This is a genomic window from Williamsia sterculiae (genome assembly GCF_900156495.1).
Taxonomy (GTDB): Bacteria; Actinomycetota; Actinomycetes; order Mycobacteriales; family Mycobacteriaceae; genus Williamsia_B; species Williamsia_B sterculiae.
Map to the genome: position 1 here is coordinate 151,460 of NZ_FTNT01000007.1, position 21,217 is coordinate 172,676.

The window sequence follows — 21,217 nt, forward strand, 5'->3', positions numbered from 1 at the left end:
TCGCGCTCTACACCCGAGCTGTGATGCGATGAGCGGGTGAGTGTCCTGGATGAGATCTCCGCATGGCCGGTCGACAGCGCCGCAGCGGTGGTGGTGACCGCCGACGACGAGATCGCGCGATACGGGGACGTCGACGAGGAGTTCGCCCTCGCGTCGGTGACGAAGCTGTTGGTCGCCGAGGCGGTGTTGATCGCGGTCGAAGAAGAGGCCATCGCGCTCGACCAGCCCGCCGGGCCGCCCGGCGCCACGGTGCGCCACCTGCTCGCCCACGCGTCGGGTCTGGCGTTCGACTCCGACGAGGTACAGGCCGGTGTGGCCGAGGAGCGCATCTACTCCAGCCGTGGTTACGAGATCCTGGCCGAGCTGGTGGAGCGGGAGACCGGGATCGCCTTCGCCGACTACCTCGATGAGGCCGTCTGTGCCCCGTTGTCGATGACCTCCACGTCGTTGTGGGGTCCGGCCGGTCACGGCGCGACATCCACCGCCGGAGACCTCGCGGTGTTCGCCCGCGAGTATCTGGCGCCGCGACTGCTCTCCGCCGCGCAGCACGACCAAGCCACCCGGGTGCAGTACCCGGGACTCGACGGATTCGTACCCGGCTACGGCAAGCACCGACCCAACGACTGGGGGCTGGGCCCGGAGATCCGTGGGGAGAAATCACCGCATTGGACCGGGTCGAACAACTCCCCGCAGACGTACGGGCACTTCGGACAGTCGGGCACCTACCTGTGGGTCGATCCCGACCTCGGCGCGGCCTGCGTGGTGCTGACCGACCGCGCCTTCGGCGGCTGGGCCAAACCGCGGTGGGCAGACTTCAACGTCGCGGTCGTCGACGAGGTGGCAGCACACCGGTAGTAGCGCGCTGTGGATTCACTCAGCACTAGCGCAACACGGGCCACATGAGGCACAATAAACGCGTTGCGTGTGATATCCACCGGGGCTGATGAAGCTCCTGGGGTTTCTGAGGTCGTTGGGGAAGACGTACCTTGTCGAAACCGGAGGTGGAAAGTGCGCAACCTACATCAGTTTGCGGACCTGACGACAGGTGTGGTGTACATCCATTCGTCACCGACCGCGCTGTGCCCACATGTGGAGTGGGCTCTGTCGTCGACCCTCGACGCACAGGCGAACCTGAAGTGGACCGCGCAGGAGGCGCACGACGACTCCCGCGGCGGGCTGCAGCGCGCCACCGTCGACTGGATGGGTCCGGTGGGCACGGGGGCACGGCTGACCGACGCGTTACGCGAATGGCCCACGCTCCGGTTCGAGGTGACCGAGAGCGCCAGCGAGGGTGTGGACGGTGAGCGCTTCTGCTACGTACCCGGTCTGGGTCTGTGGCACGGTTCCATGAGCGCCAACGGTGACGTGATGATCGGTGAGATGCAACTGCGCTCCATCCTGGCCACCCACGCGGGACTCGGCGGAACCGAGGCCGCGCTGCACCGGGCGCTGGGCACGGAGTGGGACGAGGCGCTGGAGCGATTCCGCATGGGTGGCGCCGGCGCCGAGGTGACCTGGCTGCAGCAGCGGGTGGGCTGAGCGCTCGCCTCAGCGGTACCGACCACGAGGAAGGCCCCCGACCAGATGGTCGGGGGCCTTCCTCGTGGTGTGGGTCAGCTCGTCACAGGGGGATGTTCTTGTGTCGACCGCGCCGAGCCGGGGCCGAGGCCAGCGCCTCGGCGATGATGCTGCGGGTGTGGGCCGGGTCGATGACCTCGTCCACCACCCCGATCGATTGGGCACGCCCCACACCGCCGGCGATGGCTTCGTGTTCGGCGGCCAACCGGTCGTGCAGTGCCTCGCGCTCGTCCTCGGGTGCGGCCGCGAGGGCCTTCTTGTGCAGGATGCCGACGGCGGCCTTGGCCCCCATCACGGCGACCTCGGAACCGGGCCAGGCGAAAACCGCGGTGGCACCGAGCGCGCGGGAGTTCATCGCGATGTAGGCACCGCCATAGATCTTCCGGGTGACCAGGGTGACGCGGGGGACCGTCGCCTCGGCGAAGGCGTGCAGCAGCTTGGCGCCGCGGCGGACCACGCCGTTCCACTCCTGCCCGACGCCGGGGAGGTATCCGGGCACATCGGTGATGACGATCAGCGGGACGCCGAAAGCATCGCAGAGACGCACGAAGCGTGACGCCTTCTCCGCACTCTCCGAGTTCAGACAACCACCCATCCGCAGCGGGTTGTTCGCGATGATGCCGACGCTGCGGCCCGACAACCGGCCGAAACCGACCACGATGTTCGGGGCCCACTTGGCCTGCAGTTCCTCGAAGGAGCTGATCTCGGTCTCACCGTCGGCGGCCAACCCGGTGTCGAGCAGCCCGTTGACCACCGGGTGCACGTCGTACGCGCGTCGATTGGACTCCGGCAACAGGGCACGCAGGTCGGTGTCCCCGGCCTCGGCCTGCTGCCTGCTGAAGTGTCCCTGCTGGCTGAACGTGCCCACCAGGCGACGAGCCCGCCAGTAGGCGTCCGGCTCGGAGTCGGCGATGATGTGGCAGACGCCGGATTTCTTGCCATGGGTCAGCGGACCGCCCAGCGACTCCATGTCGACCTGTTCACCGGTGACACTCTTGACCACGTCCGGTCCGGTCACGAAGACGCGCCCCGCCGGGGCCATGATCACCACGTCGGTGAGCGCGGGACCGTACGCCGCACCGCCGGCGGCGAAGCCCACCACCACCGAGATCTGGGGGATGTACCCCGAGGCGCGGACCATCGCCTCGAACACGCCGCCGACGGCGTGCAGGGCCTCCACCCCCTCGGCGAGACGGGCGCCGCCCGAATGCCAGATGCCGATGACCGGTGCCTGCTCGGCGATCGCGGTGTCGATCGCGTTGACGATGTGGCTGCACCCCACGATGCCCATGGCGCCGCCCATGACGGTGCCGTCGGTGCAGTACGAGACGGTGCGCACTCCGTTGACTCGGCCGACGGCGGCCTGCACACCCGACTTGTCACGGGGGTGCAGCAGCGACATCGATCCTTCGTCGAAGAAGTTGGTCAACCGCAGCAGCGGGTCGCGCGGATCGACGGCTTCGTCTTGGCCGGTGATGGGGGCCATTGTTGTCATCGTGTCTCCCTTACAACGGGTGCGCTGTCGCACACCACGGCATCGACCGGGTGGGGTCAGTACCGTCCGAAGGCGAGCGCAACATTGTGCCCACCGAATCCGAATGAGTTGTTGATCGCGAATTCGATCTGCCCATAGCGCGGTTCGCCCGAGACGACGTCGAGATCGCATCCGGGGTCCTGGTTCTCCAGGTTGAGGGTCGGAGGGATGACCCCGTCTTCGATCGCTTTCACCGTCAGGACCGATTCGAGAGCACCCACGGCGCCGATCGAGTGACCCAGTGCCGACTTCGGTGCGTAGACCGCGATGTCGTTGCCGAGCGCCGAGTTGATGGCCAGCGACTCGGCGGTGTCGCCGATCGACGTCGACGTGGCGTGAGCGTTCACGTGGTCGATGTCGGACTTCTTCAGGCCCGCGGTCTGCAACGCGCGGGTCATGGCGCGGGCGGCGCCGGTGCCCTCGGGTTCCGGGGCCACCAGGTGGTAACCGTCGGAGGTGATCCCCGCGCCGAGCAGGCGGGCGTGGATCTGCGCGCCGCGGGCCCGGGCGTGGTCCTCGCGCTCGATGATGAGCATCGCGGCCGCCTCGCCGAACACGAAGCCGTCGCGGTCCTTGTCGAACGGGCGTGACGCGGCCGCGGGGTCGTCGTTGCGGGTGCTCATTGCCCGCATCATCGCGAAGCTCGCGATGGGCACCGCGTCGATGTGGCCCTCGACGCCGCCGCAGACGACCATGTCGGCGTCACCGAGCACGATCTGCCGCCAGGCGTGGGCGATGGCCTCCGAGCCCGACGAACACGCCGAGACCGGGGTGATGACCCCGGCCCGGGCCCCGACGTTGAGTCCGGCCACAGCGGCGGGCCCGTTCGGCATCGACATCGGCACGGCCAGCGGAGACACCTTGCGGTAGTTGCCGGTGTCCCGCATGGCGTTGTTGGCGTCGACGATCGCATCGACACCACCGATACCGGTCCCGATGACCACGGCGAGCCGGTCCTTGTCGACCTCGGGTTCGCCTGCCTGCGCCCACAACCGCTTGCTCATCACATGCGAGACGCGCTCGGTGTAGGACATCCGGCGGGCCTCCACGCGGGAGACCTCGTCGGCGGGGTCACTGACCAGCCGTCCACCGATGCGGACGGGCAGGTTGTACTCCTCGACGAACGGGTCGGTGAGCTCTTTGATGCCCGACTCGCCGGCGATCAGTTTCTTCCAGGTGGAGTCGAGATCCTCTCCGAGGGACGTGGTGGCGACCATGGAGGTCACCACCACGTTCGGAAAGTCCCCACCCAGTGATGAGTATTCGCGGAGGGAGGGAGTCACGTCGTCTTACTCGCTCTTGTCGGCCTCGATGCGGGCACGGATCGCGTCCGCGGCGTCGGCGTTCTCCGACTCGAGCTTCTGGATGTAGTTCACGGCGTCACCGACGGTGCGCAGTCCGGCGAGGTCCTCGTCGGGGATCTTCACGCCGTACTTGTCCTCGGTCTGCACGGCGATCTCGACCATCGACAGCGAGTCGATGTCCAGGTCATCGACGAACGACTTCTCGATGGTCACCTCGGACGGCTCAATGCCGGTGACCTCTTCGATGATCTCGGCGAGACCGGCAATGATTTCTTCCTGCGTGGCGGCCACTCGGTGGCTCCCTTCCATGTTCCTTGACTGTGTTGTCGTTCACGGGACCTCGATGGTTTCACCCATCTGTGGATCAGTTCCCGTGGGAGTGCTACCTCGGTAGCGATTCCGGAGCAGCTGAATAGCTGTTTGGATGAGACGGCCTTGCGGTGAGCAAGTCGGCCGGCTTCCCGGGGACGTCGACGGTCGTCGGCGCCACGATCCAAGTCTGTTAGGAGGCCAGTCCCTCGATGTCGAGATCATCGGGGGTCTTCACCGCACGGTTGGGCACACCCTTGAGCTCACGCTTGGCGATGCCGGAGAGCGCACCGGCGGGCGGCAGTTCCACCACGGCGTCGGTGCCGGAGGCGCGCATCTCGGCGGAGCACAGATCCCAGCGGACGGGACTCGTGACCTGGGCGACCAGTTTGGCCAGGGCATCGGCGCCCGAGGTGACCGGCGCGCCGTCCGCGTTCGACAGCAGCGTGGTCGTCGGACGCTGCGGGGTGATCTTGGCCGCCGCCGCGGCGACCGCCTCTCCCGCGGGCTCCATGAACCGGGTGTGGAACGCCCCGGCAACGGCAAGCTTACGCACTCGGGCGCCGGCGGGGGGACCGGCGACGAGCTCCTCGATCGCGGACACCCGACCGGCGGCGACGATCTGACCGGCCGCGTTGCGGTTGGCCGGGCTGAGGTCCAGCTCGGCGAGTCGGCCGAGCACATCCTCCTCCTTGCCGCCGAGGACCGCGGCCATGGTGGTCGGTTCCAGCGCACACGCCTTGGCCATCTCCGCACCGCGGACGGCGGCAAGGCTGACAGCTTCGTCGGCGCTGATGACACCGGCGATGGCCGCCGCGGCGAGCTCGCCGACCGAGTGTCCGGCGACGACCACGTCGTCGGGCACGGCGCCTCGCTTGTCCAACTCGTCGTATGCGAGGAGTGTCGTCGCGACGACCAGCGGCTGCGTCACCGCGGTGTCGGTGATCTCCTCGGCGGTCGCGACCGTGCCCAGCTTCTCCAGCTGCAGACCGGTGAGCTTGGACCACGTGGCGAGCTGATCACGCGCACCGGGGAGATCGAGCCACGGCTCGAGCATTCCGGGAGTCTGAGAGCCCTGTCCGGGCGCAAGCAACGAAAGCACGTGACTAGGGAACACCCTGGAGGTGACTTCTGTGGGTGTTGTTGACGATGAACCTTGCCCGCGCAGTTTGTGAGTTCCCTACAAAAGCCGCCGTCGCTGTGTTCGCTTCGTCACCCGTTCGAGACGCCGGAACGGTCTCCGAGTGGTCCCCGGATGTGAGCTCGGTCATATTCCGGAGGTCGGTGACAGTTGTTACCTGTGTGGTTCATGACAATGGTTTGTGTCCATGCTGTGCTAGACGACCGACGGTCGAGGCAACTCGCAGAACGTACGCGTCGCGGGGATTCATGGGATCTCGGCCGGTGATCTCGGCGATTCGCTTCAGACGATAGCGAACAGTATTTGGATGAACGAATAACTGCCTCGCGCACGACTCCACCGAGCCGCCGGCGTCGAGGTAGGCGTCGAGCGTCGCCGTCAGAGTGGCCCCGTTCTTGGCCAACGGCTTGACGACGTAGGTGTTCAGGGAGTCCGTCGCGGCGCGGTCGCCGAGCAGGGCCCGCTCGGGCAGCAGCTCCCAACTGTGCACCGGCCGCGGGGCGCCCGGCCACCCGATCACCGCGTCCATACCCGCCATCGCCTCGATCGCGCTGTCGTGCGCCGAGCCCAGGGTGGGCATGGTCGGCCCGATCACCACCGGTGAGTCGGCGAAGTTGGCCAGCAGTTCGACGGCGAAGTCCGCACTCGGTTCGATGGTCCCGCTGACGATGGCCACCAGGTGGGTACCTTGCACCACCGACAGGGCGGCTCGGCCGTGTTGTCGCGCGACGTTGTGGATGGCCAGCGGCACCGACACGTTCTGCTCGGGAGGCGGTCGGCCGATCACCACCGTCGCCGAGGCATCGGCGTCCCAGTTCAGTGCCGCCGCCCGGGACAGCAATTGCGCGCCGGAGTCACCGCGGACGACGGCATCGACGACGAGCGCCTCCAGCCGGGAGTCCCAGGCTCCCCGCGACTCGGCGGCCGAGGCGTAGATCGCCGCAGCCGCGAACCCGATCTCCCGGCCGTAGCGGAGCACCGACTCGGTCAGCGCCCGCAGCTGGGCGTCGTTGCGAGCCAGCAGCGGCAGCCACTTCTCGAAGAACTCCATCGCCACGCGGACCATCTCGACGGTCTGCAGCAGGCTGATGCGGCGCGCGAGATCCTGCGGGACCACCTGGAACGCCTGCACCGTGAACTTCACGTTGCCCTCGGGGTCCTGCAGCCACTCGACGAAGTTGACCACCGCCGTCTGGACCACCAGCTGCACGCTGGACCGCTGGGCGGCCTCGAGGGTGTCGAAGTACGGCAGCTGGTCCTGCATGGAGTGCACAGCCTCGGTGGCCAACCGCCCGCTGTACTGCTTGATGCGACGCAGCAGGGTGTCCGGCAGCGCGTCGTGCACGTCCGCGGGCGCCGGTACGTGCGCACCTCGGACGCTGAACGGATCGCCCGGCGCCTCGGATTCCGCGCCGGAGTTGGTCACCATCGGGTCAATGTATTCCTGTCCGTTCGTCGAGTGTCCGGCGAGGCGGCCCGGGGTCAGGCCACGCCCGGATCGCTGGTCTGCTCGGGCGCGGCCAGCACGTCGGTGATCTGGTACTGCTCGGCCGCCTCGGCCGCGACGTCGGCGTCGATGACCCCGTCGCGTGACAGGGCGGTGAGCGCACCCACCGCGATGGACTCCGCGTCGACGTTGAAGAACCGACGCGCGGCGGGGCGCGTGTCGGAGAATCCGAAGCCGTCGGTGCCGAGGGTGAGGTAGGTGCCCGGCACCCAGCCACGAATCTGTTCTGCGACCCCGCGCATGTAATCGCTCGCCGCGACGAACGGGCCCTCGCTGTCGGCGAGATACTGCGCGAGGAACGGTTCCGGGACATCCCCCGCGGGGTCGCGAAGGATCGCGCGCTCGTAGGCCGCGCCATCGCGGGCCAGTTCGTTCCACGAGGTCACCGAGTACACGTTCGCCCCCACATCCCAGTCGTCGGCGAGCAGTTCCGCCGCGCGCAACGCATCGGGCATGGTCACCCCCGACACCAGGATGTTGGCCGTGTACTTCCTGGCCTCGGGGGCCTTCTGGTACAGGTAGATGCCCTTCAGCAGTGCTTCGACGTCCACGTCGTCGGGTTCGGCCGGTTGGCTGATGGGCTCGTTGTAGACGGTGATGTAGTAGTAGATGTTCTCCGGGCTCTCGCCGTACATCCGTCGCAATCCGTCCACCACGATGTGGCCGAGCTCGTAGGCGAACGCGGGGTCGTAGGACACGACGGCGGGGTTGGACGCGGCGAGCAGATGCGACTGCCCGTCGGCGTGCTGCAGCCCTTCGCCGACCAGCGTGGTCCGACCTGCGGTGGCGCCGATGACGAATCCGCGTGCCATCTGGTCGGCGGCGGCCCACAGACTGTCACCGGTGCGCTGGAAGCCGAACATCGAATAGAAGATGTAGATCGGGATCATCGGTTCGTCGTGTGTCGCATACGACGTGCCCACGGCGGTGAACGACGCGGTGGAACCCGCCTCGTTGATGCCCTCGTGCAGGATCTGACCGTGGTCGCTCTCCTTGTAGGCGAGCATCAGTTCGGCGTCGACCGAGGTGTAGAGCTGCCCGTTGCGGTTGTAGATCTTCAGCGACGGGAACCACGAGTCCATCCCGAAGGTGCGGGCCTCGTCCGGGATGATCGGCACGATGCGCGGGCCGACCTCCTTGTCGCGCAACAACTCCTTGAAGATGCGGACGAGGGCCATAGTGGTCGCGACCTGCTGCTTACCCGACCCCTTGGCGGTGGTCTTGAGCACCTTGTCAGTGGCCGGGTTGAGCACCTTGGCCTTGGTCCGTCGGGCCGGGAGGAAGCCGCCCAGCTTCTTGCGGCGGTCGAGCATGTACTGGATCTCCGGGGCGTCGGGTCCCGGGTGGTAGTACGGCGGCAGATACGGATCCTTCTCCAACTCGGCGTCGCTGATCGGGATGCGGGTGCTGTCGCGGAAGTCCTTCAGGTCGTCGAGCGTGAGCTTCTTCATCTGATGGGTCGCGTTGCGGCCCTCGAAGTGTTTACCCAGCGTGTAGCCCTTGATGGTGTGGGCCAGGATCACCGTAGGCTGGCCCTTGTGCGCCATCGCCGCGGCGTAGGCGGCGTGCACCTTCTTGTAGTCGTGGCCACCCCGCTTGAGGTTCCAGATCTGGTCGTCGGTGAGATTCTTGACGAGTTCCTTGGTGCGCGGGTCGCGGCCGAAGAAGTGTTCGCGGACGAAAGCACCGTCGTTCGCCTTGTAGGTCTGGTAGTCGCCGTCCGGTGTGGTGTTCATCAGGTTGACCAGAGCGCCGTCGCGGTCGGCGTGCAGCAGGGAGTCCCACTCGCGACCCCAGACCACCTTGATGACGTTCCAACCGGCGCCGCGGAAGAACGACTCCAACTCCTGGATGATCTTGCCGTTGCCGCGCACCGGCCCGTCGAGGCGTTGCAGGTTGCAGTTGATCACGAAGGTCAGGTTGTCCAGCGCCTCGGTCGCCGCGACCTGCGCGAGGCCACGCGACTCGGGCTCGTCCATCTCGCCGTCGCCGAGGAAGGCCCAGACGTGCTGGTCGGAGGTGTCCTTGATACCTCGGTCGTCGAGGTAATGGTTGAACCTGGCCTGGTAGATGGCGTTCATCGGACCGAGACCCATCGACACGGTGGGGAACTGCCAGAAGTCGGGCATCAGCCGAGGGTGTGGATACGACGGCAGACCACCGCCCTCGCCGGCGTGACTGTGTTCCTGGCGGAAACCGTCCATGCGCTGTTCGTCGATGCGCCCCTCGAGGTAGGCGCGGGCGTAGATACCGGGGGAGGCGTGGCCCTGGATGAAGATCTGGTCGCCACCACCCGGGTGGTCGTGGCCACGGAAGAAGTGGTTGAACCCGACCTCGTAGAGCGCAGCCGACGATGCGTACGTGGAGATGTGGCCACCGACGCCGACGCCGGGCCGCTGGGCCCGGTGGACCATGATCGCGGCGTTCCAACGGATGAAGGCGCGGAAGCGGCGCTCGACATCCTCGTCACCCGGGAACCAGGGCTCGTTCTCGGTGGGAATCGTGTTGACGTAATCGGTGGAGGTCAACGACGGGATCGATACCCGCTTCTCACCAGCCCGTTCGAGCAGCCGTAGCAGCAGGTAGCGGGCCCGTGACGGACCGGCCTCGTCGAGCATGGCGTCGAACGACTCGAGCCACTCGCCGGTCTCGTCGGGGTCGATGTCCGGCAGGTACGACGCGACACCCTCGCGGATGACGCGGACCCGCTGCCGGTCGCCTTGTCGCGGTGCAGACGGCCCGGTGCCCGGCTTGTCTGAGCCGTTCTCGGCACTCGTGTCGGACCCTGCGCTCGTTGTGGACCCTTTGCGTGTGTCAGGCACTGACTGCAACTCCTTGTCTCTGCCGGTCGGGTGCGCCGGGCAGGTCGACCCCCGTCTTGCGCCGCCGTTGGTGTGATCGAACGGCTCCCACGCGGACCACCGGTGGGCGGTCACGTGGGGTTCACCACTCATCGTGCCGCATGTCGAGGCGGTTGGCACCGGGCTCGAGAACAACTGCATGGGGCGGTGACCGGCGGTGATGTACAGGAGGAATCCACGCACCGGGTTGCAAGTTGCGTGCCCAGCATGTTCTCTGGACACAACCCCGCGTCGACTGCGCCTGAAGGTGACATGAATCGGTCTACGCACTATTCGGCAGGAGGTCGCACCCGTTGGTCACGGCCGCGGACGGTAATCGCCCAGAGAAGAATCGTGCAGAGAAGCTCGGATTCACCCCCAGCATGGTGGTGCAGGAGCTCGGCTGGGATGAGGATTCCGATGACGACCTGCGCGCCGACATCGAGGATGCGATCGGTGCCGACATGCTCGACGAGGACGCCGACGACGTCATCGATGTCAGCGTGCTGTGGTGGCGCGACGGTGACGGCGACCTCGTCGACGCACTGATGGACGCGATCGGTCCGTTGGCCGACGACGGATTCGTCTGGGTGTTCACCCCCAAGACGGGGAGCCCCGGGCACGTGGATCCGTCGGAGATCGCGGAGAGCGCCCCCACCGCGGGGCTCACGCCGACCTCCACGGTCAGCCTCGGTGACTGGTCGGGGTCGAGATTGGTGCAGCCCAAGGCGCGTGCCGGCAAACGTCCATGACCACGTCGGGTTCGGTCGAGGTGGGCCCGGCGACGGGATCGCCGGGAGTAGGGGCCGATGCGCCGGACTTCCGGCTGCGTGACCAGAACAATCAGTGGGTGACGCTCGCGGATCGTCGCGGGCGCAAAGCAGTGCTGCTGGTGTTCTTCCCGTTGGCGTTCACCGGAAACTGCGAGGGCGAGCTCGGTCAGATCCGTGACCGGCTACCGCTGTTCCAGAACGACCAGGTCGACGTGATCGCGGTGTCGGTGGGTCCACCTCCGACACACAAGGTGTGGGCGTCGGCGCAGGGATATCTGTTCCCGATCCTCTCGGATTTCTGGCCGCACGGTGAGGTGGCCCGGAGCTACGGGGTCTTCGACGAACACCGCGGATACGCCCAACGCGGCACGTTCCTGGTGGATCGCGACGGGGTGATCGCGTTCGCGGAGATGAACGGACCCGGTGAGGTGCGGGACCAGTCGCTTTGGGCGAACGCGGTGGCCGCGCTAGATTCTTGATGGTCGCGCGGACCCCAGGTCACCCATCGCGCGGTCAGGCGCGTATAGCTCAGCGGTAGAGCTCTGGTCTTACACACCAGCGGTCGTAGGTTCAAATCCTACTGCGCGCACCAGGTCAGAGGGTTCCTTCGTCTCTTGTGCGATGTCACGATCATCAAAACTGTCACTAATGGTCGGCCACCCGCTTGATCGCCCCCGCGCGCGGACTTAGCGTCCGTCCGGGCGTCCAACGCCATCCACGTCGCCGCTGCTGAAGCTCAACGCTGTACTTCCTCGGTGCTGCCATGACTCTCATCATCCTTCCCAGGATTGAAAGCCTCCATCAGACCCGGGGCGATTCAGTCGGACGGGTATGGGGTCAAAGACGGCAAAGTCTACGTGTTTCAGCCTGATGAGCAAGATGGATACCATGGATATCGCGAAGAACGTACGCAGCGGATTCCTACTAAAGTTCTGAGGGAACTCCGAAATCGCGGGGATATTTCCAAATCGGATTACATCAAATTGAGGAAGGGAAAATGAGTCCTTCAATTGTTGCGTTGCGCCTGGAAGTGCGCGGACCACGTCACGACGGGGGTCGACACCCGGATTGGTTCGAGGACGTAGTGCTGGTCGCCTACGAAGGGCAGCCTGCCCGTGAGCACGTTCTGCTGCGCGGAAATCTGGAGTTGGAGCCAATGCTTGAGTGGCTATATGACTGCGAACTACAGGTCCGACAACATAAGCCGCTGATTACACAGCTGCCGGATGAAACGATAGGTCAGACCCTGGGCACGCTCGTACGACGCGATCAGTGATGATCTTCCGCAAGATGTTATCGACATAGCGGCCGAGGCCTTGTACCAGTACAACGCCCATCACAACGTGTCTTTTGGTGCGTTAGGAACAAGTGGCGTACCCCGACTGCTTCTTGGTCAGGGTGTGAACGGGACTGAAATAGCGAACTGGATAGACGATTTAGGGTCTGATGAGGCCTGGAGTTACGTCTTCAACGTTGACGATTTCTACAGTCACCTACCGGCTATGAATTCAGGACAACGAACGTAAGGTGGCCCCAGTTGCCACCAGGTGATCCCGTACCGCGGCGGCGAGGTCGCCCCAGCAGCGGACGATTTTATCGTCGGCCAACGTGTACATAGCCAACTCCTGCACATTGACCCGCTGATGGGTTGGTTCGACACCACGAAAGAGTCCCGTATGAGTACCGGTGTCCGTGAGACGTGCCGATATCAAAGAGCCTTCGACGATGATGTCCTCGATTTCCCAGTGGTAATCCGGAAATCCTGCGACGACGTCACGTAGTCCTTGGGTATACGCGCTCAACCCGACCGGGCCATCGGCTACGACGACATCGTCGGCAACGAAGTCACCCAAGTCGCTGAACCGGCGCTCGTTGCACGTAGTGATGTATTCGCGGTATCGGGCTTTCATGCAATCCGTGCCGTCACCCAGCATCCACGTCTCCTAGCGCCACGTCGTACGCCCACTACCGTACGACGGCTCTCTTCACGGCCTCAAACACAACGCTGTGCCAACATCGCTGAATTCAGCGATGTTGGTTGGAGCGGATACTGCGTCCCGTTGACTCCGACCCGTGCACCGGTCGGTTACCAGAGGCCGACCACGCAGGGGCCTGCGCATCGTGACGCCCTACAGCACCTTGGCGATCTTGTCCGTCAGCTTCTCCGGCTTGGTCGCCGGGCTGTAGCGATCGACCACACCGCCGGACCGGTCGACCAGGAATTTGGTGAAGTTCCACTTGATTCGGCCACCGAGGACGCCCGACTTCTGCGACCGCAGCCACCGATACAGCGGATGTGCGTCACCGCCGTTGACGTCGATCTTGGCGAACATCGGGAAGGTGACGTCGTAGGTGAGGCTGCAGAAGTTCTTGATCTCGTCGGCGTTCCCCGGCTCCTGGTGGCCGAATTGATCGCAGGGGAACCCGAGCACCTCGAGCCCCTGATCCGCGAATTCCCGGTGGAGCGCCTCGAGGCCCTTGTATTGCGGCGTGAACCCGCACTGTGACGCCGTGTTGACGATCAACAGCGGTTTTCCGCGAAAGATGTCCAGGTCGACCTGGTGGCCGTCGATATCGGTGGCGGTGAAGTCGTAGACAGTGGTCATGGTGTGTTGTTCGCTACCTCTACGCTTGCGGATGGTCCACATCGGATGACGTTTCTGCCACCCTAATCGCCCGCCGATAGCGTGCTCCCACACGATCGTGGTACTCGGCGACAGCGAGACACTCGTCGCGCAACTCCGTCGGCCCGATGACCGTGAACTCCTGGTCGAACGCGCTCAACCATCGTGCCAGCGAGGTCATCGACTGTCCGAACAGCGTCACGTCACAGAACGATTCGTCACCGGACTCGACCGAGCCCCAGTCCTCGTGCACCATCGCCGCGACCGTCTCCAATGGCGCGTGGACGCGCACGCGGGCCACCGCGGAGCGGCGTACCGTACCCAGACTGCGTGCGACGAACGCCGCGGCCCCACCGTCGGGCAACGCGCGCGCGGTGAATCGCGGGCCGGTCGGGATCTTGGGGGTCATCCGATCCACCCGGAACGACCGCCAATCGTCGCGGCTGATGTCCCAACTGAGCAGATACCACCGCAACCCGTTGCGCACCAGCCGATATGGTTCCACCTCGCGGCGACTCTCGGTCCCGTCGTGGGATCGGTAGTCGAACCGCAACCGCTCGGTGCGGTGGCAGGCCACCCCGATCTGGGCCAGCACATCGGCATCCACCGACGACCGCGGCGCGGGACGGCTGACCGACTCGACCTGCAGCGCGTCCAGGCGATGGCGCAACCGGGACGGCATCACCTGCCGCAGCTTGGTGATGGCTCGCACCGACGCCTCCTCCAAACCCGACACCGCTCCGGTGGCCGCGGCGTCGAGCCCCACCGCCACCGCCAGCACCTCCTGGTCGTCGAGTAACAACGGCGGCATCTCGGCCCCGGCGCCCAGCTGGTAGCCGCCGCCGACGCCGACCGTCGCCTCCACCGGATAACCGAGGTCGCGCAACCGCTCCACATCGCGACGCACCGTCCGGGTGGTGATGTCGAGCCGTCGCGCGAGCTCCGCCCCCGACCAGTCGCGCCGGGTCTGCAGCAGCGAGAGCAGGCGCAGCAGCCGCGCCGAGGTGTCCAACATGTCGATCATCATCGCGCACATCGAGGACCGAATCTGTCCTCGATTGCTTCTAGCGTCGTGATCACCGTCAGAACAACAGACCGGGAGTGCAGATGACCATCAGTGAGATCGTGGACCCAGGCAGCATCGTCGCCGACCCCGTCATCGAGGTGCGGGGGCTGACCAAGACCTTCCGACGCCACAAGACCATCGTCGAGGCGGTCGCCGGTATCGACCTCACGGTGCGCCGCGGTGAACTGGTCGCATTGCTCGGACCGAACGGGGCCGGCAAATCGACCACCCTGAGGATGCTCACCACCCTGCTCCAGCCCACCGCTGGTACCGCGCTGCTGGCCGGGCGCAGCGTGGTCGACGAGCCCGATGAGGTTCGCAGGCGGATCGGTTACGTCGGTCAGGGCAACGGCGCCGGGCACAACCAGCGCGTCCGTGAGGAACTGATCATGCAGGGTCGGTGCTACGGCCTGAGCAAGATCGAAAGCGTCACTCGGGCTGTTGAACTCGTCGACGCGCTGGACCTCGGTGAGCTCGTCGACCGTCGGGTGGGCACCTTGTCCGGAGGTCAGCGCCGTCGCCTCGACATCGCCCTGGGCATCGTGCATCGTCCGGAGATCATCTTTCTCGACGAGCCGACCACCGGCATGGATCCGCAGAGCCGCGCCAACCTGTGGGATCACATCGGCCGTCTGCGTGAGCAGACCGGGGCGACCATCATCCTGACCACCCACTACCTCGACGAGGCAGACGCGATGGCCGAGCGGGTGGTGGTCATCGACCACGGCACCGTGATCGCCGACGATTCGGCCACCGCGCTCAAAGCGAACCTGGCCGGTGACCGGATCGCGCTGACGGTCGAACAGGACACGGCGGCAATCGCTCTGGCAGACCTCGCCGGAGACAACCCAGCGGTCGACGCGGTGGTCCGGCGTGGCGCGACGGTCACGTTACGGGTGACCCGGTCGCGACAACTCCTTGCCGAACTCATCACCCTCGCCGCCCATCAGGGCATCACCGTCACCGCAGCCGAGGCCACACACCCCACCCTCGACGACGTGTTCCTCGGCCTCACCGGCCGTAGTCTGCGCGAATCCGCCACCGCCGCCTGATATTTCCATCGACCACAGGAGAAACCGATGTCCGTTTCCGCCCCCGCCGTCGTCCGCGACTCGTCATTGGTCATGGTCCGTGAACTGCGGCCCACCGTCCGTGACCCGTTCACCGTGATCTTCAGCCTCATCCAACCGTTGATCCTGCTGGCGCTGTTCGGTCCGCTGCTCGACGGCGTGCCCGGTGCCGACACCGCAGGCAACGTGTGGAATTGGTTCATCCCTGGCGTGCTGGCGATGATCGCGATCTTCGGTACGTCGATGACCGGATCCAACCTGCTGGCCGAGATGCAACAGGGCAGTCACGAGCGGATGCTGGTGACCCCGCTGTCGCGTAGTGCGCTGCTGATCGGCCGGGCGCTCAAGGAGATGGTGCCGCTGGCCGCGCAGGCGGTGGTGATCCTGCTCATCGGCCTTCCCCTGGGTTTCGGCATCGACCTGGCCGGTGCGGCCATCGGCATCCTCATCCTGGGCCTCTTCGGAATCGGTCTCGGCGCACTTTCGTACACGCTGGCGTTGACGGTCCGCAATCAGGACTGGATGTTCTGGACCGTCCAGCAGACGCTGATGTTCCCCATGCTGATCCTCTCCGGGACCATGTTGCCGCTGGACAACGCGCCACGGTGGATGCGGCTGTTGGTAGACGTCAACCCGTTGGCCTACGTGGTCACCGCCGAGCGGTCGCTGTTCGCCGGTCACCTCACCGACGGCTCGGTCGGCAAGGGTGCGTTCGCCGCACTCGTCGTCGCGGTGGTGGGCATCGTGGTCGGCGTGCGCAAGGTGGGCGCGGGCGTTCGTTGACACTGCGACGTCGGCGGTGTCTAGACTCGAACCGACGACCCCTGCAGCCCCAGGGGGTGAGACGCTCGCGATTCGCGAGTTGCCCATGGGAGGCATGATGTCTGACAGTCCTTTTTTCACCACACGTGATTCCGGTGCCCCAGCGGACAGTGACGAGCATTCGCTGACCGTCGGCGCGAGCGGCCCGATCGTCCTGCACGACCATTACCTGATCGAGCAGATGGCGCAGTTCAACCGGGAACGCATCCCGGAACGCCAACCGCACGCCAAGGGCAGCGGCGCCTTCGGCACCTTCGAGACCACCGCCGACGTCTCCGACGTGACGTCCGCGGCGTTCCTGCAGCCAGGAGTCACAACCGAGATGGCGGCACGGTTCTCGACCGTCGCGGGGGAGCGGGGCAGCCCAGACACCTGGCGCGACCCCCGCGGTTTCGCGCTGAAGTTCTACACCACCGAGGGCATCTACGACATGGTCGGCAACAACACGCCGGTCTTCTTCGTCAAGGACCCGTTGAAGTTCCAGCACTTCATCCGTTCGCAGAAGCGCCGCGCCGACAACAATCTGCGTGACCACGACATGCAGTGGGACTTCTGGACGCTGTCCCCGGAGTCGGCGCATCAGGTCACCTGGTTGATGGGTGACCGCGGAATTCCGAAGACCTGGCGGCACATGAACGGCTACAGCTCACACACCTATCTGTGGGTCAACGCCCAGGGGGTGAAGACGTGGGTGAAGTACCATTTCCACACCGATCAGGGTCTGGAGTTCCTCACCCAGGACGAAGGTGACCAGATGGCGTCGGCAGACACCGACTTCCACACCCGTGATCTGTTCGAATCCATTGCTGCGGGGCATTTTCCGAGTTGGACCCTGAAGGTTCAGTTGATGCCGTATGACGACGCGATCAGCTACCGGTTCAACCCGTTCGACCTGACCAAGGTGTGGCCGCACGCCGACTACCCGCTGCGCGAGGTCGGTAGGTTCACGCTGCACACCAACGCCACCGACAACCACGCCCAGATCGAGCAGTTGGCGTTCGAGCCCAACAACACCGTGCCCGGAATCGGGTTCAGTCCGGACCGGATGTTGCTCGGTCGCGTGTTCTCCTACGCCGACGCCCACCGAGCGCGACTGGGGGTCAACTACAAGCAGATCCCGGTGAACGCACCGCGCAACGAAGTGCACTCGTATTCCAAGGACGGTGGCATGCGCATCACCCCGGTATCCGACCCGGTGTACGCACCCAACTCCAAGGGAGGGCCTGCCGCGACCTTCGGTGGCCAGCACGAGCCGCAGTGGGCGGCCGACGGTGACATCGTCCGGACCGCCTACGTCGACCACCCCGCAGACGACGACTGGGGTCAGGCCGGAACTCTCGTCCGCGAGGTGTTGGACGACGCGGCGCGTACTCGACTCGTGGACAACGTGGTGGGGCATCTGCTCAACGGTGTCACCGACCCGGTGCTGGAGCGGGCCTACGAGTACTGGCACCGCATCGACCCCGACCTGGGTGCGCGCATCAAGGCAGACGTCGCCGAGAAGCAGGACGAAGGGGACCCGAAAGCCGACGAGCAGGCCAACCCGGCGCGGTCGTCGATGCGGGCAAAGGTCTGATGCCGTGGTCGCTCATCGGCCGAGAGCGCGGGTGAGTGATCGTGCGGGTCAGTGACATCGTGGTGGTGATACCGGCGCACGACGAGGCCGGGCAGTTGGGCGGATGTCTGGCGTCGGTGGCCGGTGCAGCGGATGCCGTGGCGCAGGTGCCGGTGCAGGTGGTGGTGGTCGCCGACGCCTGCACCGACGACACGGTGACCGTGGTGCCGCCGACGGTACGACTGGTGCAGATCGATGACCGCAACGTCGGGGTCGCGCGGGCACGGGGGTTCGCGGCGGTGCCGTCGTCGGAACACACCTGGTTCGCCACCACCGACGGAGACTCCCGGGTCCCGGCCGACTGGCTGACAACGCATCTGCGGCACGCGGCGACGGGTGTCGACGCCGTGATCGGCACCGTCGAACCGGACGACTGGTCCGACTGGCCACCAGCGGTGGCCCGCCGGTTTCGCGACGACTACCACGCTCGCGACGGTCATCGCCACGTGCACGGCGCCAACCTCGGTGTCGCCGCGTCCGTCTACCGCGCCATCGGTGGGTTCCGTGGTCTCGTCGCGCACGAGGACGTGGACCTGGTCACCCGACTGGTCGATCACGGTGCGCGGCTCGAGTGGTCGGGTGGGATCCCGGTGCGCACCTCCACCCGCAGCGACGGACGTGCGCCCGGCGGATTCGCCGGATACCTGCAGTCGCTTGCGGAGGACGAGATCGGCCGGCCCGCGTGACCGACGCCGGAAAGGCTGCGCGGGCGATCCTCGGAGCCGAGCGGCCGGGTACGTGGGTTCCGCGGCCCGGCTCCGGGGCGACCGTCGAGCGGTTCCGTTACCTCGCCGAGCACACCCGCGATGACATCCCGGTCGGGCGAGTCCTCGAAGCCCATCTCGACGCGGTCGTCATCGCGGCGGAGCTCGACGGTCCGGTCGTCGGCGACGACCAGCTGTGGGGGGTGTGGGCGGCGGAACCACCCTCTCCGTTGCTCACCGCGCGCCGCAACGGCGGCCGTTGGACACTGTGTGGGACAAAACCGTGGTGCTCCGCGGCCTCCTCGGCGACCCACGCATTGGTCACCGCTCGGGTGGGCGACACCCGACCGCTGTTCGCCGTCGACCTCGCGCATGCCGGGATCGGTGTCGGTGAGACGAGCTGGCATGCCGCGGGTATGAGCCGAACCGACACCCGAAAGGTGCACTTCGACGGCGTGCCCGGCACACCGGTCGGTGGGGCCGACGACTACCTGCGGCGACCCGGGTTCTGGCACGGAGGCGTGGGTGTGGCGGCCTGTTGGCTGGGCGGCGCGACCGGTGTCGCGGACCGGTTGCGATCCCGGGTGACCGCCGACCCCGACCCGATCCTGCTGGCCCAGCTGGGTTGCGTGGACGCCTGGTTGGCGACCGGTGCCGCCGCGTTGCGCGATGCCGCCGCCGTCATCGATGCCGACCCGCGCTCGGTGGCGGTCGCCCGCCGGACCGCGATGCGCACGCGCTGGGTGGTCGAGCAGGTCGCCGGCGCCGTGACCGCCGAGGTGGGGGAAGCGCTCGGTCCGGGACCCCTGGTCACCGATGCCGCCCACGCCGCCCGCGTCGCCGATCTGACGGTGTATCTACGCCAATCGCACGGCGTCCGCGACCTGGTCGACCTCGGCCGGGTGGTCGCGGGGACCGAGCCGGGTCCGGTTCTGTGAGCGCGGACGCACGCTCACGGTTGGCCGCGGCGTCGATCGAGGGCACCCCGGAGGAGGTCTGGCAGCAATGGTTCGCCACCCCGTCCGGACAGCTCGCCGAACTCGACGTGATGACTCCGCGCAGGGTGGTGGTGGCGGGTGCGCACCCCGACGACGAGGTCCTCGGTGCAGGCGGACTGATGGCCGCCATGGCCGCCCGCGGTGTTCCGGTCACCGTGGTCTGCATGTCCGACGGGGCCGGATCGCATCCCGGGTCGCCGACGTACACACCGCCCGAGCTCGGAGCGCTCCGGCATCACGAACTGATCGACGCCGCAGGTGTTCTCGGTGTCACCGACGTCCGATGGACGGGGCTGCCCGACGGCGGTCTGGGGCAGTGTCGCGGACGACTGGTCGAGGTGCTCACCGACGTGGTGCGTGAGGGACCGGTCACCGCCACGCTGCTGGTGTCGGTGTGGGAGCACGACGGCCACCCCGACCACGAGGTGGTGGGCGACGCGTCTGTCGAGACCGCGGACCGATGCGGGATCCCATTGATCCGTTATCCGATCTGGATGTGGCACTGGGCCACTCCTGGCGACCCCGCGCTGCCCGTGTCGCGGTTGCGCAGGCTGCCGCTGTCTGAGGCGCACCGACGAGCCAAGAGCTCCGCGCTACGGCGGTTCCGTACCCAGATCGCCCCGCTGTCCTCGCATCCGGCCGACCGGGTGGTGTTGCCACCTGCGGTGCTGGCGCGGCATCTGCGCACCACCGAGACCGTGGTGGTCTGAGTCGTGGACCCCGACTACTTCCGCAAGATGTACCACGATCACGACGACCCGTGGGGGTTCACCGACCGCTGGTACGAGCACCGCAAGGTGGCACTGACCACCGCGTTGCTGCCGCGCTCGCGCTATGGCCGCGGCCTGGAGATCGGCAGTTCCATCGGGGTGCTCAGTGCCGAGCTGGCCCGCCGATGCGACGGGCTGCTGTGTCTCGAACTCGAGCCCCGCGCCGCGGAGCTCGCCGCCGAGCGGGTGCGATCGTTCGGTGACCGCGTACACATCCGGGTGACGGACTTCTTCGCCGACCGACCCGCGGGCCCGTTCGACCTCATCGTGCTCAGCGAGGTGCTCTACTACGCGTCGGCCGATCAGCTGGCCGCCACCGTGGACTGGTTGCCGGTGGCGTTGGCGGCCGGCGGCGCGGTGATCGCGGTGCACTGGCGCCATCCGGTCGCCGAGTACCCGCTGACCGGGGATCAGGTACACGACACTCTGACCGCCGGCGGGTTGGCGGTGGCCGCGACCTACCAGGACGCCGACCTGCGCGCCGACGTGTTGATCCACCCACAGACACCGTCGGTGGCCGCGGACGGGGGACTGGTGTGACCGGCGGCGATGTCGGTGCCGC

General features: G+C 66.6%; 20 protein-coding genes and 1 tRNA gene. 12 read left to right on the forward strand and 9 right to left on the reverse strand.

Annotated features, from left to right (window positions below):
* Window positions 1-36 precede the first annotated feature (36 nt).
* Both BW971_RS12770 and BW971_RS12775 read left to right on the forward strand, forming a co-directional pair.
* Window positions 37-855 (forward strand): serine hydrolase domain-containing protein, encoded by an 819-nt coding sequence (locus tag BW971_RS12770; protein ID WP_076480121.1) that lies wholly within the window; start codon window positions 37-39, stop codon window positions 853-855.
* A gap of 153 nt (window positions 856-1,008) precedes the next feature.
* Window positions 1,009-1,539, forward strand: coding sequence for a DUF3145 domain-containing protein (locus BW971_RS12775; protein ID WP_076480122.1), 531 nt, complete (start codon window positions 1,009-1,011; stop codon window positions 1,537-1,539).
* Window positions 1,540-1,621: 82 nt separating this feature from the next.
* Here the strand turns inward: BW971_RS12775 and BW971_RS12780 are convergent, their stop codons facing one another.
* The 6 genes from BW971_RS12780 to aceE all read right to left on the reverse strand — a co-directional run bounded on the left by BW971_RS12780 (window position 1,622) and on the right by aceE (window position 10,069).
* Window positions 1,622-3,073 (reverse strand): acyl-CoA carboxylase subunit beta, encoded by a 1,452-nt coding sequence (locus tag BW971_RS12780; RefSeq protein WP_076480124.1) that lies wholly within the window; start codon window positions 3,071-3,073, stop codon window positions 1,622-1,624.
* Window positions 3,074-3,129: 56 nt separating this feature from the next.
* Window positions 3,130-4,395 (reverse strand): KasA/KasB family beta-ketoacyl-ACP synthase, encoded by a 1,266-nt coding sequence (locus BW971_RS12785; RefSeq protein WP_076480126.1) that lies wholly within the window; start codon window positions 4,393-4,395, stop codon window positions 3,130-3,132.
* 6 nt (window positions 4,396-4,401) lie between these two features.
* Window positions 4,402-4,707 (reverse strand): meromycolate extension acyl carrier protein AcpM, encoded by a 306-nt coding sequence (gene acpM / locus BW971_RS12790; protein WP_076480127.1) that lies wholly within the window; start codon window positions 4,705-4,707, stop codon window positions 4,402-4,404.
* Window positions 4,708-4,918: 211 nt separating this feature from the next.
* On the reverse strand, window positions 4,919-5,827 hold the full coding sequence (locus BW971_RS12795; RefSeq protein WP_076480286.1) for an ACP S-malonyltransferase: 909 nt from the start codon (window positions 5,825-5,827) through the stop codon (window positions 4,919-4,921).
* Window positions 5,828-6,032: 205 nt separating this feature from the next.
* Window positions 6,033-7,295 (reverse strand): PucR family transcriptional regulator, encoded by a 1,263-nt coding sequence (locus BW971_RS12800; RefSeq protein WP_076480129.1) that lies wholly within the window; start codon window positions 7,293-7,295, stop codon window positions 6,033-6,035.
* Window positions 7,296-7,348: 53 nt separating this feature from the next.
* A complete protein-coding gene (aceE, locus tag BW971_RS12805) occupies window positions 7,349-10,069 on the reverse strand; it encodes a pyruvate dehydrogenase (acetyl-transferring), homodimeric type (RefSeq protein ID WP_076480288.1) in 2,721 nt (906 codons plus the stop codon).
* 458 nt (window positions 10,070-10,527) lie between these two features.
* Here aceE and BW971_RS12810 point away from each other — a divergent pair, with 458 nt between their 5' ends.
* From BW971_RS12810 to BW971_RS12820, 3 genes are all read left to right on the forward strand, one after another.
* Window positions 10,528-10,965 (forward strand): DUF3052 domain-containing protein, encoded by a 438-nt coding sequence (locus BW971_RS12810; RefSeq protein ID WP_076480130.1) that lies wholly within the window; start codon window positions 10,528-10,530, stop codon window positions 10,963-10,965.
* Window positions 10,962-11,465 carry a peroxiredoxin gene (locus tag BW971_RS12815; protein ID WP_076480132.1) on the forward strand — a complete coding sequence of 168 codons (504 nt, stop codon included), beginning with the start codon at window positions 10,962-10,964 and terminating at the stop codon, window positions 11,463-11,465. The genes BW971_RS12810 and BW971_RS12815 overlap by 4 nt, the downstream gene beginning before the upstream one ends.
* A gap of 38 nt (window positions 11,466-11,503) precedes the next feature.
* Window positions 11,504-11,578 (forward strand) — tRNA-Val (locus BW971_RS12820).
* A 916-nt stretch (window positions 11,579-12,494) separates the two neighbouring features.
* On the opposite strand, the gene BW971_RS12830 is transcribed toward BW971_RS12820, so the two are convergent.
* From BW971_RS12830 to BW971_RS12840, 3 genes are all read right to left on the reverse strand, one after another.
* A complete protein-coding gene (locus BW971_RS12830) occupies window positions 12,495-12,920 on the reverse strand; it encodes an ester cyclase (protein ID WP_143690339.1) in 426 nt (141 codons plus the stop codon).
* Window positions 12,921-13,115: 195 nt separating this feature from the next.
* Window positions 13,116-13,592, reverse strand: a complete 477-nt coding sequence (locus tag BW971_RS12835; protein ID WP_076480135.1) for a glutathione peroxidase — start codon at window positions 13,590-13,592, stop codon at window positions 13,116-13,118.
* A gap of 19 nt (window positions 13,593-13,611) precedes the next feature.
* A complete protein-coding gene (locus BW971_RS12840; protein ID WP_076480292.1) occupies window positions 13,612-14,625 on the reverse strand; it encodes a helix-turn-helix transcriptional regulator in 1,014 nt (337 codons plus the stop codon).
* A 92-nt stretch (window positions 14,626-14,717) separates the two neighbouring features.
* Between BW971_RS12840 and BW971_RS12845 the strand changes: the two genes are divergently transcribed.
* The 7 genes from BW971_RS12845 (at window position 14,718) to BW971_RS12875 (ending at window position 21,195) form a co-directional block, all read left to right on the forward strand.
* Window positions 14,718-15,728 carry an ABC transporter ATP-binding protein gene (locus BW971_RS12845; RefSeq protein WP_076480294.1) on the forward strand — a complete coding sequence of 337 codons (1,011 nt, stop codon included), beginning with the start codon at window positions 14,718-14,720 and terminating at the stop codon, window positions 15,726-15,728.
* Between the two features lie 27 nt (window positions 15,729-15,755).
* Window positions 15,756-16,529, forward strand: a complete 774-nt coding sequence (locus BW971_RS12850) for an ABC transporter permease (RefSeq protein WP_076480138.1) — start codon at window positions 15,756-15,758, stop codon at window positions 16,527-16,529.
* 97 nt (window positions 16,530-16,626) lie between these two features.
* A complete protein-coding gene (locus BW971_RS12855; protein ID WP_076480296.1) occupies window positions 16,627-18,144 on the forward strand; it encodes a catalase in 1,518 nt (505 codons plus the stop codon).
* A 41-nt stretch (window positions 18,145-18,185) separates the two neighbouring features.
* A complete protein-coding gene (locus BW971_RS12860) occupies window positions 18,186-18,869 on the forward strand; it encodes a glycosyltransferase family 2 protein (protein ID WP_076480298.1) in 684 nt (227 codons plus the stop codon).
* Complete coding sequence (locus BW971_RS12865) at window positions 18,866-19,825, forward strand: acyl-CoA dehydrogenase family protein (protein ID WP_076480140.1); 960 nt, start codon at window positions 18,866-18,868, stop codon at window positions 19,823-19,825. The genes BW971_RS12860 and BW971_RS12865 overlap by 4 nt, the downstream gene beginning before the upstream one ends.
* On the forward strand, window positions 19,822-20,595 hold the full coding sequence (locus BW971_RS12870) for a PIG-L deacetylase family protein (RefSeq protein WP_076480141.1): 774 nt from the start codon (window positions 19,822-19,824) through the stop codon (window positions 20,593-20,595). The genes BW971_RS12865 and BW971_RS12870 overlap by 4 nt, the downstream gene beginning before the upstream one ends.
* Window positions 20,596-20,598: 3 nt before the next feature.
* Window positions 20,599-21,195, forward strand: a complete 597-nt coding sequence (locus tag BW971_RS12875; RefSeq protein ID WP_234974390.1) for an SAM-dependent methyltransferase — start codon at window positions 20,599-20,601, stop codon at window positions 21,193-21,195.
* Window positions 21,196-21,217: the final 22 nt, after the last annotated feature.

Excerpts from the sequence above, each read along its gene's own strand:
- BW971_RS12780 (WP_076480124.1), bottom strand. The coding sequence starts at position 3,073 with ATGACAACAATGGCCCCCATCACCGGCCAAGACGAAGCCGTCGATCCG.
- BW971_RS12845 (WP_076480294.1), top strand. The coding sequence starts at position 14,718 with ATGACCATCAGTGAGATCGTGGACCCAGGCAGCATCGTCGCCGACCCC.
- BW971_RS12850 (WP_076480138.1), top strand. The coding sequence starts at position 15,756 with ATGTCCGTTTCCGCCCCCGCCGTCGTCCGCGACTCGTCATTGGTCATG.
- BW971_RS12830 (WP_143690339.1), bottom strand. The coding sequence starts at position 12,920 with ATGCTGGGTGACGGCACGGATTGCATGAAAGCCCGATACCGCGAATAC.
- BW971_RS12800 (WP_076480129.1), bottom strand. The coding sequence starts at position 7,295 with ATGGTGACCAACTCCGGCGCGGAATCCGAGGCGCCGGGCGATCCGTTC.
- BW971_RS12815 (WP_076480132.1), top strand. The coding sequence starts at position 10,962 with ATGACCACGTCGGGTTCGGTCGAGGTGGGCCCGGCGACGGGATCGCCG.
- BW971_RS12855 (WP_076480296.1), top strand. The coding sequence starts at position 16,627 with ATGTCTGACAGTCCTTTTTTCACCACACGTGATTCCGGTGCCCCAGCG.
- BW971_RS12835 (WP_076480135.1), bottom strand. The coding sequence starts at position 13,592 with ATGACCACTGTCTACGACTTCACCGCCACCGATATCGACGGCCACCAG.
- BW971_RS12840 (WP_076480292.1), bottom strand. The coding sequence starts at position 14,625 with ATGTTGGACACCTCGGCGCGGCTGCTGCGCCTGCTCTCGCTGCTGCAG.